Origin of the sequence: Streptomyces sp. NPDC007872 (assembly GCF_042868165.1) — a bacterium.
Taxonomy (GTDB): Bacteria; Actinomycetota; Actinomycetes; order Streptomycetales; family Streptomycetaceae; genus Streptomyces.
On the sequence record NZ_JBIAEA010000004.1, the window covers coordinates 794857 to 807226 of the forward strand.

The 12370-nt window shown below is 74.3% G+C and carries 9 protein-coding genes; 7 read left to right on the forward strand and 2 right to left on the reverse strand.

What is annotated here, in order from left to right; genetic code table 11:
- Nucleotides 1-102 precede the first annotated feature (102 nt).
- The 4 genes from ACFYNX_RS18210 (at nucleotide 103) to ACFYNX_RS18225 (ending at nucleotide 4160) form a co-directional block, all read left to right on the forward strand.
- On the forward strand, nucleotides 103-282 hold the full coding sequence (locus ACFYNX_RS18210) for an SPOR domain-containing protein (protein ID WP_125668424.1): 180 nt from the start codon (nucleotides 103-105) through the stop codon (nucleotides 280-282).
- A 53-nt stretch (nucleotides 283-335) separates the two neighbouring features.
- Nucleotides 336-776, forward strand: coding sequence for a (deoxy)nucleoside triphosphate pyrophosphohydrolase (locus ACFYNX_RS18215; RefSeq protein ID WP_388662456.1), 441 nt, complete (start codon nucleotides 336-338; stop codon nucleotides 774-776).
- Between the two features lie 246 nt (nucleotides 777-1022).
- Nucleotides 1023-1445 (forward strand): ATP-binding protein, encoded by a 423-nt coding sequence (locus ACFYNX_RS18220; RefSeq protein ID WP_365546086.1) that lies wholly within the window; start codon nucleotides 1023-1025, stop codon nucleotides 1443-1445.
- Nucleotides 1446-1589: 144 nt separating this feature from the next.
- Nucleotides 1590-4160: a SpoIIE family protein phosphatase gene (locus tag ACFYNX_RS18225; protein ID WP_388662459.1), complete on the forward strand. Its 2571-nt coding sequence runs from the start codon at nucleotides 1590-1592 to the stop codon at nucleotides 4158-4160.
- A 28-nt stretch (nucleotides 4161-4188) separates the two neighbouring features.
- On the opposite strand, the gene ACFYNX_RS18230 is transcribed toward ACFYNX_RS18225, so the two are convergent.
- Both ACFYNX_RS18230 and ACFYNX_RS18235 read right to left on the reverse strand, forming a co-directional pair.
- Nucleotides 4189-4896 carry a PspA/IM30 family protein gene (locus ACFYNX_RS18230; protein WP_388662460.1) on the reverse strand — a complete coding sequence of 236 codons (708 nt, stop codon included), beginning with the start codon at nucleotides 4894-4896 and terminating at the stop codon, nucleotides 4189-4191.
- A gap of 87 nt (nucleotides 4897-4983) precedes the next feature.
- Nucleotides 4984-6990 (reverse strand): TPM domain-containing protein, encoded by a 2007-nt coding sequence (locus tag ACFYNX_RS18235; RefSeq protein ID WP_388662587.1) that lies wholly within the window; start codon nucleotides 6988-6990, stop codon nucleotides 4984-4986.
- Between the two features lie 325 nt (nucleotides 6991-7315).
- On the opposite strand from ACFYNX_RS18235, the gene ACFYNX_RS18240 reads away from it, so the two are divergent.
- The 3 genes from ACFYNX_RS18240 (at nucleotide 7316) to typA (ending at nucleotide 12359) form a co-directional block, all read left to right on the forward strand.
- Nucleotides 7316-7525 carry a hypothetical protein gene (locus tag ACFYNX_RS18240; RefSeq protein ID WP_388662462.1) on the forward strand — a complete coding sequence of 70 codons (210 nt, stop codon included), beginning with the start codon at nucleotides 7316-7318 and terminating at the stop codon, nucleotides 7523-7525.
- 177 nt (nucleotides 7526-7702) lie between these two features.
- Nucleotides 7703-10153, forward strand: coding sequence for an ABC transporter family substrate-binding protein (locus ACFYNX_RS18245; RefSeq protein WP_388662464.1), 2451 nt, complete (start codon nucleotides 7703-7705; stop codon nucleotides 10151-10153).
- A 304-nt stretch (nucleotides 10154-10457) separates the two neighbouring features.
- The gene (gene typA, locus ACFYNX_RS18250; RefSeq protein WP_383319618.1) at nucleotides 10458-12359 is read left to right on the forward strand and encodes a translational GTPase TypA; all 1902 of its coding nucleotides are present in this window, start codon (nucleotides 10458-10460) and stop codon (nucleotides 12357-12359) included.
- Nucleotides 12360-12370 lie beyond the last annotated feature (11 nt).

The window sequence follows — 12370 nt, forward strand, 5'->3', positions numbered from 1 at the left end:
CCGTATCCGCTGTGTGAAGGTCAGGCGTAAGCTCCGGCATATGCGGATTGCGGTTTCCCGGAGATCCACGACGACGACCGGACCGGCGGAGGGAGAAGCTCGATGACCGACAGCGGCCCTGTCCTCCCCTGGCTCGTCATCCGGCAGGACGACAACGGCAACCGCTACCGGGTGGGGCGGTACGCGACCCAGGACGAGGCGCAGAAGATCGCGGACACCCTCGACGACCGCGGCCACAAGCAGCTCTACTGGGTCGAGCGCGTCGGCAGCCCGGCGCTCTGAGCCCCGGGCCCGCCCCGTCCGCGAGCCCCGGCCCCCGGACTACGCTCGCGCCCATGACGGAACGCACCACCGAGCCCGCCGCGCCCCACGAGCCCCGCCCCGTCCCCGTGGTGGTCGTCGCCGGCGCCCTCTACGACCGGGGGCGCCTGCTCGCCGCCCGGCGCAGCGCCCCCGCCGACCTCGCCGGCCGCTGGGAACTGCCCGGCGGCAAGCTCGAACCGGGCGAGGGCCCGGAGGAGGCGCTGGTCCGGGAGCTGCGGGAGGAGCTCGGCGTGGAGGTCGAGCCGGGGGAGCGCATCCCCGGCGAATGGCCGCTGAAGCCCGGGTACGTCCTGCGGGTGTGGACCGCCCGCCTCCTCTCCGGCGAGCCGCGCCCCCTGGAGGACCACGACGAACTGCGCTGGCTGACCCGGGCGGAGGTCGACTCGGTCGACTGGCTCGACCAGGACCGCCCCGCCGTCGCCGAGGCCGCGCGGAGACTCCCGGAGCGCTGAGGCCGCCGGAGTGCCGGGGCTCCCGGAGTGCCGGGGCTGCCGGAGAGCCGGGCCCCCGGTCGGCACCTCCGGCGGTGCGCCCTCCGGTGGGGCGCGAGGCCCTCTCCCTACGCCGTTCGTGCCACCGTGCGCCGGTGACCGCCCCCAGCGGGATAACTTGCACCAAATGGTGGGTATGTCCCCATTAGTACCTCACCAGGGCACGTGGGCCTTCCTGCTGACGCACGGCTGGGGAAGTGATCGGGTGTGATCTACACCGACGGCGACCGCGCCGAGTGGACCTTCCCGGCCGAGGCGAACGCCGTGCGCACCGCCCGCCACGCGGTGCGCGAGACCCTGCGCTCCTGGGACCTCGACGGCGTCCTCGGCGACGTGACCGTCCTGCTGGTCAGCGAGCTGGTGACCAACTCCCTGCGGTACGCCTCCGGACCCATCGGGGTCCGCCTGGTCCGCGTCCCCCCGGACGGCGCCGGCCCGGCGCACGCGCCGGTCCTGCTCGTGGAGGTCTCCGATCCGCTTCCGGATCCGCCCACCGCGAAGGCCCCCGGACCCGACGACGAGGGGGGCCGCGGCCTCGGCCTCGTGGCCTGCACCGCCCGCCGCTGGGGGATCCGCGGGGGGACGGCCGGCAAAACCGTATGGTTCGAGCTGGCTCTCCCTGGTGAGTAAAGAGGGTGGGACAACGATCACCGGTACTCGGCACGGAACGAACGAGACCACCCTGTGATCGTGAACGTCGTACCACCGGGGCCCGCCGTACTGAATACTGCGGGCATGGCCGGTCCGGTGCGGTGAGCTGGAGGGGACGGTCGCGTGAGCGAGATATCCGAGACGGCGAGCGGCGGCGTCGTGTGGCAGAGCAGCCCGCCCGGCTCCCTCTACGACTACATCCGGGTGGCCTCCTTCTCGATCGGGCCCGACGGCCTGGTCGAGCAGTGGAGCCGAAGGGCCGTGGACCTCTTCGGAGTCACCGCGGAGGAGGCCAGGGGCAAGGACCCGGTGGAGGTCTTCATGCCCGCCGACCTGCGCGAGCGCGGCCACCGGCGGGTCAGGGAGATCCTCGACGGCAAGGAGTGGACGGGCCTCGTCCCCTTCCGCGTGCCCGGTGAGGAACGCCCCCACGGCATGGCCGAGATGTACGTCATGCCGAGCGAGACCGAGACCGGCGAACGGGCCGCGCTGTGCATCGTCGTCGACGTGCGCGCCCTCCGCCGCATCGAGACCGACCTCGCCGCCTCCCAGGCGATATTCGGCCAATCTCCCTTCGGCTTCCTCCTCTTCGACACCGACCTGACCGTGCGGCGGGCCAACCGGCGCTTCGCCACCGTCTTCGGCGGCGACGCCGACGACCACCGGGGCCGCACCGTCCACGACTACCTCGGCCGCGCCGAGGCCGAGCGGATGACCACCGCCCTCCGCAAGGTCCTGGAGACCGGCGAGTCCGTCACCGACCTGAGGATCGTCGGCGCCGCCCCCGGCGCAAGGGACCGCCGCCACTGGTCCATCAACCTCTACCGCGTGCACAGCGGCTCCGGCCGCCCGATCGGCGTCGCGGGCCTCGGCATCGACGTCACCCGCCGCCACAACGCGGCCAGGGAGGCCGCCAGCGCCCGCCGCAACCTCGCCCTCCTCAACCAGGCCGGCGCCCGCATCGGCAACTCCCTCGACCTGGAGGCCACCGCCCGCGAGCTCCTCGACGTCGCCGTCCCCGGCTTCTGCGACCTCGCCTCCGTCGACCTCTACCAGGGACTGCTGACCGGCGACGAGGCGCCGCCGGGCCGGTGGGGCAGCTCCCACGACGTCGGGTACGGGGCCGGCAGCGCCGAACTGCGCCGGGTCGCCTTCGCCAGCGCCGTCTCCGACGCCCCCCGCAGAACCGGCGGGGGGCACGCCCCGGACCCCGACCGTGCGGACACCGCCCCCGTCGAGGTCGGCGCCGTCCACCGCTACCCCTTCAACTCCCCGTACGCCGGAGCCCTGCGCACCGGCCGGATCCGCACGGTGCAGGGCGACGACGGCGACCTCGCCCGGCACACCCTGGTCGTCCCCATGACCGCCCACGACACCGTCGTCGGTCTCGTGCAGTTCTCCCGCGCCAAGGGCAGCGAGCCCTTCGGGGAGCGCGACCGGGCCCTCGCCGTCGAACTCGCCGCCCGGGCCGCCGTCTGCATCGACAACGCCCGCCTCTACCGCCGCGAGCACGAGCGGGCCCTGATCCTCCAGCGCAGCCTGCTCCCGCCCGGCGACCCCGAGGCCGCCGGACTCGACATCGCCTGCCGCTACCTGCCCGGCACCGACGCCACCGAGGTCGGCGGCGACTGGTTCGACGTCATCGAACTCCCCGGCCACCGCACCGCCCTCGTCATCGGGGACGTCATGGGCCGCGGCCTGCGCGCCGCCGTCGCCATGGGCGAACTGCGCACCGCCGTGCGGACCCTCGCCCAGCTCGACCTGGAACCGGCCGAGGTCCTCTCCCACCTCGACGAGATCGCCCGCGGCCTCGGCGCCCCCATCGGCACCCAGCAGTCCCGCGCGCACAAGAACCGCGGCCCCGAACTCTCCGAGGTCTACCTCGCCACCTGCGTCTACGCCGTCTACGACCCGGTCACCCGCCGCTGCACCTTCGCCAACGCCGGCCACCTGCCGCCGGTCCTCGTCGCACCCGGCGAGGAGGCCCTGCTGCTCGACGTGCCCCCCGGGATGCCCCTCGGGGTCGGCGGCGAACCCTTCGAGGAGGTCGAGGTCGAGATCCCCGAGGGCGCCCTCCTCGCCCTCTACACCGACGGCCTCGTCGAGTCCCGCGACCACCCCCTGGACGAGGGCCTCAGCGCCTTCCGGCGCGCCCTCACCGACCCGTCCCGCCCCCTGGAGGACGTCTGCGACCGGGTCCTGGGCAGCCTGAACACGGGGCACGGCGAGGACGACATCGCCCTCCTCATGGCCCGGATCCAGGGGCTGCCCGCCGAGGCCGTCGGCGACTGGCACCTGCCCAGGGAGCCGCGCTCGGTCGGCCGGGCCCGCGAACTCGCCCGCGCCCAGCTCGCCGCCTGGGACCTCGACCCGCTCGTCGACACCGTCGAACTCCTCGTCAGCGAACTCGTCACCAACGCCCTGCGCTACGGCGAGGGGGAGATCCGGCTGCGCCTGCTGCGCGACCGCACCCTCGTCTGCGAGGTCTGGGACGCGGGCCTGGTCCAGCCGCGCCGCCGCCGGGCCAAGGACACCGACGAGGGCGGCCGCGGCCTCCAGCTCGTCGGACTGCTCAGCTCCTCCTGGGGCTCGCGCCGCACCCCGCGCGGCAAGACCGTCTGGTTCGAACTGGCCCTGCCGGAGGGCGGGGAGGCGGCGGAACCCACGGTGGAGCAGTTGCTCAGCATGTTCTGAGCCGTACGCGCACGGGGGCGGCGCCCGGTCACTTCTTGAGCGCGGCCAGCCGGGCCTCGATCTCGGCGTCGTCCCCGAGCGCGTCCAACTGCTCGAACTGCGCGTCCAGCGAGGAGGCGGCCAGCTCCTGCTTGCCGAGGGCCCGGGCCTCCTCCCGGCGCACCTTGTCCTCGAAGCGGCTCAGCTCGCTGGTCGGGTCGAGGACGTCGATGTTCTTCACCGCGTCCATCATCGTGTTCTGCGCCTGCGCCGACCTGGCGCGGGCCACCAGTTCGTCCCGCTTCGCCTCCAGCTCGCCGAGCTTCGCCCGCATCTGGTCGAGGCCGGTCCTGAGCTTCGCCACCACCTCGGTCTGCGCGGCGATCGTCGGCTCCGCCGTCCGCGCCTCCTTCTCCGCCTGGAGCTGGCGGCCGAGGGCCACCTTCGCCAGGTTGTCGAAGCGGTCCGCCTCCGCCGCCTGCCCGCCGCTCCGCAGCCCGTCCGCCTTCCGGCTGGCGGCGAGCGCCTTGCCGCCCCACTCCTTCGCCGCCTCCACGTCCTCCTGGTGATCCTGCTCCATCAGCCGGAGGTTGCCGATGGTCGCGGCCACCGCCTCCTCCGCGTCCGCGATGTTGTTCGCGTAGTCGCGGATCAGTTGGTCCAGCATCTTCTGCGGGTCCTCCGCCTGGTCCAGCAGGGCGTTGATGTTGGCCTTCGCCAACTGGGTGACCCGGCCGAGGACGGTCTGCTTGCTCATGGCGCTTCTCCTTGGGGGTGCGAGGGGTGCGAGGTGGGAGAGGGACGGACGGGGAAGGTCGGGAAGGGTCCTGGGGGCGGCCCGGCGTCAGAAACGTCCGCCGCCGCCCAGCCGGCCGCGCGTGCCGCTGCCGCCGAAGCTGCCGGGCCCGCCGCCGAAGCCGCCGCCCCCGAAGCCCCCGCCGCCGCCCCCGAACCCCCCGGGCCCGCCGCCCCTTCCGCCGCCTCCGCCGAAGAGGCCGCCGAGGATGATGCCGCCGAGCACCGCGCCGCCGAGCCCGCCGGAGCCTCCCCCCGCCCCCGGCATCCCGCCCGTGCCGTTCGGGTTCCCGTACGCGCGGACGTCCCGCTCGGCGAGGTCCTGCGCCCGCCGGGCGAGCGCGTCCGCCTGCCGGGCCTCCGCGAGGGCGGCCTGCGGGTCGTCACCGGCCGCGAGGGCCTGCGCCTTCTCCCAGCGGCGCCCGGCCTCGGCCAGCCGCGTCCGGGCCTCGCTGCCCACCGCGCCCCGGTGGGTGGCGACGTAGTCGGACGCCGCCCCGATCGCCGAACGGGCCGTCAGCATCGCCTGGTCGAGGAGCGCGCGGGCGCGCCGCGTGCCCGACTCGCGCTCCCGCGCCCCCTCCAGGGCCTCGTCGAGGGCCGCGTCGGCCTCCTCGACCCGGCGCAGGGCGCCGATCGGGTCGTACCGCCCGGCCTCCACGCCCCGCCGCACCTCGGCCACCACCGCCTCGGCGCGGGCGATCCGGCCCTGGAGGTCGGCCGTGGACACCCCGGCGGCGGTCCCCTTCAGGAGGCCGCGGGCGTCCGCGAGGTCCGCGTCCGTCTCCGCGAGCACCCCCGGCAGCCGGCCCACGGCCTCGGCCAGCTCCTGCGCCCGCCGGTCCACCGCCTCGATCAGCCGGGCCGCCTGGTCCACGGCTCCTTCGGCGGCCCGTACGTGCACGGCCGCCCCGCCGTTGTCACCGGCGTCGATCCGCCGCCGGGCCTCGTCGACCCGCTCCCGCGCGAAGGCCAGCCGGTCCTTCGCCTGCTCGACGTCGCCGGCGACGGGCGAGGCCGCCGTCTCCGCGTACCGCTCGCGCATGGCGGTCAGGGCCGCCTCGGCCGTACCCGACCGGGCCGTCTGCTCCCGGAGCGCGGCCCCGACCGCGGCCAGCGCCTCGGGGGCGTTCCGCTCCAGGGCCCGGAGCCGGTCGAAGGACTCGGTCTCGGCGTCGAGCCGCGCGTCCGCCTCCCCGCAGCGCCGCAGGATCTCCTCCAGCATGCTCCGGCGGGTCGCGTCGTCCTCGGGGAAGGCGTCGTCGAGCTTCTGCCGCAGCCGGAACGACGCCGTCAGTTGCTCCTGGGCGAAGGCGACGGCCTCGGTGAAGGGCCGCACCGCCTCCTCGCCGAACTGTGCCGACGCGAAGCCCAGCTCCTCCTGGCTGGTGCGGACCGCGTCGTCGGTGGCGACCAGGGTCCGGCGGGCCCGCCCGTCCAGCTCCTCCAGGGTCGGCGGCGCGGGCTCCTTCGGCGGCCCCCAGCCCTGTCCGTTCGCGGGCGTGGTGCGGGTCCGGGTCCGCCGGCGCCGCTTGGCGTACGCGTAGGCCGCCACCGCCCCGGCGCCGCCGACCAGCACCACGGGCAGGATCAGGTCGGAGCCCGAGGGGCCGTCGCCGGCCGCGCCGCCCGGGTCGGCGGGCCCGGGGGTGATCGGGGGAGCGGTGACGGGCCGGCCCGCGAGGACGGCGCCGTAGCCGTCCGCCGCGCCGACGGCGGCCCCGGCCCAGTCGTTCTGCCGCAGCGCCGGTTCGATCGCGGTCCGCGCGACCTCGTCGAGCCGCGCCTGCGTGAGGCCGGAGCCGGGGTCGGCGGAGTAGCCGTACCGCCGGTCGTGGGTGGCGACGGCGAGCAGGAGGTCGTCGGCGCCGAAGCCGTTGCGCTCGGCGGTGGCGTCGGCCCAGCTCTGGCCCGAGCGCCCGGAGAAGTCCCGCACGTAGACGACGAAGAGCTGGACGCGCTCCTGCTCGTAGAGCCGGTCGAGGGCCTGCTCCACGGAGGCGCGGCGGTCGCCCAGCGCGCCCACCCGGTCGGTGATCTGCCCGTCCCGGGACAGGACGACGGGGTCGTCGGCGCGGACGCCGGGGGCGGCGGGGACGCCGTGCGCGGCGCGGACGCCAGGTGCGGCGGGAGCACCGACCGCGGCGGGCGCGCCGTGTGCAGGGGGAGCACCGGCCGCGGCGAGGCCGCCCTGTGCGGAGGGAACACTGCCTGCGGCGGGAGCGACGAGCCACCCCACGGCCACCAGGACCGCGAGAAGGACCCGGGCGGCCGTCCGCGCTCCACGAGACCGCGCCGCACCCGTCCGCGCCGCACATGCCCGCACCGCACCCGCCCGCACCGCATACCTTCGCGTCACACACGCGAGGCTATGTCCGGGTATGTCCCCTCGCGACCGGGCCGGGCCGTCCGGAGGTCGCCGGGAGGCCTCCGTATTCACCTCGCGCGACGAGCTCTTCGCCCGGCACGGCCGGACCCTGTGCCTCGCCGCCCGCACTCCGGCCGAACCCGTCCTCGGCCACTGGAGCGCGGGGGCGGGGGCAGGGGCGGGGGCGGGGGCGAAGGGTGCCGAGGGCCGGGCCGCGGCCTGACCCCCGTACCACCCGCCCCGTCAGGCTCCCGCCGGGACCCCGTTGGGCCGCCCGGGTGGCGTTTTCCGGCCATGCCGCCGTGTCGGCATGGCCGGATTCCCTTCTTCCTTTTCAGTGGATGAACAGTAGGTGTGATCATCCCCAAATGGAATGAATCTGGACGAAGGGGTACAAGACATGTCCCAGATCGGCGCCCCTCACGGGGGGACATGCCCCAAGAGCCCCCGAGCCCGGACGCTCCGCACCGTCGCCGCCCTCACCAGCGCCGTCCTCGCCGTCTCCGTCCTCGCCGGATGCAGCGCGGACGACGAGACCGACGCGGCCCCGCTCGCGGCCCAGGACAACGCGCCCGCCCCGCGCGACCGGGTCGCCGACGGCGGCACCCTGCGCTGGGCCGTCGACGCGGCCCCCGCCACCCTCAACGCCTTCCAGGCCGACGCCGACGCCGCCACCTCCCGCATCGCCGGAGCCGTGCTCCCCGCCCTCTACACCCTCGACCAGCGGGGCCGGCCGCAGCGGAACCCCGACTACCTGGAGTCCGCGCAGGTCGTCGAGACCGAGCCCAGGCAGGTCGTCCTCTACAAGCTCAACCAGCAGGCCGTGTGGAGCGACGGGCGCGAGATCGGGGCGCCCGACTTCGTCGCCCAGTGGCGGGCCCTGAGCGGCCGCGACACCGCGTACTGGACCGCCCGGAACTCCGGCTACGAGCGGATCGAGAAGATCGAGCGGGGCAAGAACGACCTGGAGGTGCGAGTCACCTTCGCCAAGCCCTACGCCGACTGGCAGTCCCTCTTCACCCCCCTCTACCCGAAGCAGGTGATGGGGTCCCCGGACGCCTTCAACGACGGCGCGCGCACCGCCCTCAAGGCCACCGCGGGACCGTTCCTGCTGAAGTCGGTCGACACCGAGGGCGGCGCCGTCACCCTCGCCCGCAACCCCCGCTGGTGGGGGCAGCCCGCCAAGCTCGACACCCTCGTCCTCAAGGCCGTCCCCCGGGCCGACCGGGCGGAGGCCCTCGCCGCGGGCACGCTCGACCTGGCCGAGATCGACCGCTCCACGGCCGAGCGGATCTCCCTGGCGGTCCGGGACGCCCGCGCCGGACGGAACGGCGCGCAGGCGGCCCTCGCCCACGGCCCCGGCTCCTCGATCACCCCCTCCAAGGCCCTGAGGTCCTGGGCCCTCGCCCACGGCTCCGACGAGGAGAAGGCCGAGGAGGTGCGGGCCGCCCGCAAGGAGAACCAGGAGGCGATCGCCCGGTACGCGAGCGCGCAGGACACCCTGGCGAAGTACGCGGTCCGCAAGTCCCTGGAGCCCGCCTACACCCAGCTCTCGCTGAACGGCGAGTCCGGGCCGCTCGCCGACGAGCGGGTGCGGCGCGCGGTGGCCCGCGCCATCGACCGCCAGGAACTGGCCGAATCCGTACTCAAGCCGCTCGGCCTCCCGGCGAAGCCCCCCGGCAGCCACCTGGCCCTCGCCGGCCAGGCGGCGTACAAGGACAGCAGCGACGCCCTCGGCGGCCAGAACACCGAGGAGGCGCGGGCGCTCCTCGCCGACGCCGGCTGGGTCCCCGGCGGGGCGGCCGAGCGGCCCGCCGGCACCAAGGCGGGCAGCGAGGCGGAGAGGGAGGCGGCCGAGAAGGAGGCGGCCGAGAAGGCGGAGAAGCCCGCGAAGGGCACGCCGAGCGCCGACGCCAAGGAGAAGAGCGACGACGCCTCCGGGGACACCCCCTCCGACGAGGGCCTCTACGTCGTCGGCGACGACAAGCCGGGCGCCGCCCCCGCCCCCGTCGCCGGCGGCCCCGAGAGCGGCACCCGGGTCCTCGCCCCGGCCTCCGCCGCCGCCCGGCAGAGCGCCGCCCTCCAGGCCCGGGCCGAAGCCCTCGACACCCGGACCGGGGCCCTCGCCCGGGCCGAGGCCCTCGACACCGGTACGGGCGCCGCCGCCCGCGCCCCGCGGGCCGCCGGGCCCGACCGGGGGGTGGCCGGGGCCTACGCCCCGCGCGGCACCGCCGCGCCCGCCGCCGTCCCCGGGGCGAACCAGGCCCTCGGCAAGGACGGCAAGGCGCTCAGCCTCCGCTTCGTCCTGCCGTCCGGACCGGGCTCCGAGCCGCTGCGGACGGTGGGGGACCGGATCGTCCGGATGCTCGACGCGGTCGGGATCCGCACCGAGGTCACCAAGGTCTCCGACGAGAGCTTCTTCAAGGACCACATCGCCTCGGGCGACTACGACCTGGCCCTCTACTCCTGGCCGGCCTCCGCCTTCCCCGCGACCGACGCCCGGCCGATCTTCGCCAAGCCCGAGGCGGCCTCGGACGGCTCGCTCCTGGTCGAGCAGAACTACTCCCGGGTCGGCACCGACCGCATCGACCAGTTGTTCGACCAGGCGGCGGGCACGCTCGACGAGGAGGAGGCCCTGGAGCTCGTGCGCCAGGCCGACGCCCGGATCTGGGCCGCGGCCGGCTCCATCCCCCTCTACCAGCGCCCGCAGCTCGTCGCCGCCAGGGCCGACCTGGTGAACGCGGGGGCCTGGGGCTTCGCCGCCCCCCGCTACCAGGACATCGGTTTCAAGAAGAAGGAGACCCCCAAGGGCCCCGAGGGGACCGGGGTAACCGACCGGAAGCACGGCTAGCGGCCCGGCACGAAACCACCGAAAGCGCCGAAGCGGCTGAAAGCGCAGGTCACAACCTCAGAACCAGCTCAACTTCCTTGCCCGCCGGTGGCCCCGGCGGGCAGGATCGCGTCGGCCCCTTGACCCGGCCGCACGACCTCCCCCCACACCCTCGAAACCTCCCAGTAGACCCTCTCGGAACCCGGGCGGGGAAGCCTCTTGCACGGCAGCCCCGTACCATGGAGACAGCCGTGGCGCGTCCGCCCGGCGGGCGTAAGAGGAACTGACGCCGATTCCCACGATCCGAGAGAAGCGCAAGCCACCCATGCCCACGCGCCACGACATCCGTAACGTCGCCATCGTCGCCCACGTCGACCACGGCAAGACGACCATCGTCGACGCCATGCTCAAGCAGGCCGGTGCCTTCGCCGCCCACCAGCAGCTCGACGACCGCATGATGGACTCGAACGACCTGGAACGTGAGAAGGGCATCACGATCCTCGCCAAGAACACGGCGGTGAAGTACCACCCCAAGGACGGCGGGGCCCCGATCACGATCAACATCATCGACACCCCCGGCCACGCCGACTTCGGTGGCGAGGTCGAGCGCGGTCTGTCGATGGTCGACGCGGTCGTCCTCCTGGTCGACGCCTCCGAGGGTCCGCTCCCGCAGACCCGCTTCGTGCTGCGCAAGGCCCTCCAGCAGCGCAAGCCCGTCATCCTCTGCATCAACAAGACGGACCGCCCGGACTCCCGGATCGACGAGGTCGTCAACGAGACCTACGACCTGTTCCTCGACCTGGACGCGGACGAGGACCAGATCGAGTTCCCGATCGTCTACGCCTGCGGCCGTGACGGCATCGCCTCGCTGACCAAGCCGGAGAACGGCACCGTTCCCGCCGACAGCGACAGCCTGGAGCCGTTCTTCAACGCCATCCTGGAGCACGTCCCCGCCCCGGTGTACGACGAGGAGGCGCCGCTCCAGGCGCACGTCACCAACCTCGACGCCGACAACTTCCTCGGCCGCATCGCGCTGCTCCGCGTCGAGCAGGGCGAGCTGCGCAAGGGCCAGACGGTCGCGTGGATCAAGCGGGACGGCACGATCTCCAACGTCCGCATCACCGAGCTGATGATGACCGAGGCGCTCACCCGCAAGCCGGCCGAGGTCGCCGGCCCCGGTGACATCTGCGCCGTCGCCGGCATCCCCGACATCATGATCGGCGAGACCCTGGCCGACCCGGAGAACCCGATCGCGCTGCCGCTGATCACGGTCGACCAGCCGGCCATCTCCATGACCATCGGCACCAACACCTCGCCGCTCGTCGGCCGCGGCGGCACGGGCAAGGGCGCGGACGCCAAGGCCGCCGTCAAGAACCGCAAGGTCACGGCCCGCCAGGTCAAGGACCGTCTGGACCGCGAGCTCATCGGCAACGTCTCGCTCCGCGTCCTCGACACCGAGCGCCCCGACGCCTGGGAGGTCCAGGGCCGCGGCGAGCTCGCGCTCGCCATCCTGGTCGAGCAGATGCGCCGCGAGGGCTTCGAGCTCACCATCGGCAAGCCGCAGGTCGTGACCAAGCTCGTCGACGGCAAGGTGCACGAGCCCGTCGAGCGCCTCACGGTCGACGTGCCCGAGGAGCACATGGGCGCGGTCACGCAGCTCATGGGCGTCCGCAAGGGCCGCATGGACAACATGTCGAACCACGGCTCCGGCTGGGTCCGCATGGAGTTCGTCGTCCCGTCCCGCGGCCTCATCGGCTTCCGTACGGAGTTCCTCACCAACACCCGCGGCACGGGCATCGCCCACTCGATCCACGAGGGCCACGAGCCGTGGTTCGGCACCCTGACGACCCGCAACAACGGTTCGCTGGTCGCCGACCGCGCCGGCGCCGTCACCGCCTTCGCGATGACCAACCTCCAGGAGCGCGGCGTCCTGTTCACCGACCCCGGCACCGAGGTGTACGAGGGCATGATCGTCGGCGAGAACTCGCGCTCCGACGACATGGACGTGAACATCACCAAGGAGAAGAAGCTCACCAACATGCGCTCCTCCTCGGCCGACTCCTTCGAGGCGATCGTCCCGCCGCGCAAGCTCTCCCTGGAGCAGTCCCTGGAGTTCTGCCGCGACGACGAGTGCGTCGAGGTCACCCCGGAGGCCGTGCGCATCCGCAAGGTGATCCTGGACCAGAACGCGCGCGGTCGCGCGTCCTCGCGCGCCAAGAACGGCTGATCCGGGGCCGG

Coding starts and splice junctions, on each gene's coding strand:
- ACFYNX_RS18240 (WP_388662462.1), top strand. CDS start 7,316: ATGTCCCCTCGCGACCGGGCCGGGCCGTCCGGAGGTCGCCGGGAGGCC.
- ACFYNX_RS18245 (WP_388662464.1), top strand. CDS start 7,703: ATGTCCCAGATCGGCGCCCCTCACGGGGGGACATGCCCCAAGAGCCCC.
- ACFYNX_RS18210 (WP_125668424.1), top strand. CDS start 103: ATGACCGACAGCGGCCCTGTCCTCCCCTGGCTCGTCATCCGGCAGGAC.
- ACFYNX_RS18230 (WP_388662460.1), bottom strand. CDS start 4,896: ATGAGCAAGCAGACCGTCCTCGGCCGGGTCACCCAGTTGGCGAAGGCC.
- typA (WP_383319618.1), top strand. CDS start 10,458: ATGCCCACGCGCCACGACATCCGTAACGTCGCCATCGTCGCCCACGTC.
- ACFYNX_RS18215 (WP_388662456.1), top strand. CDS start 336: ATGACGGAACGCACCACCGAGCCCGCCGCGCCCCACGAGCCCCGCCCC.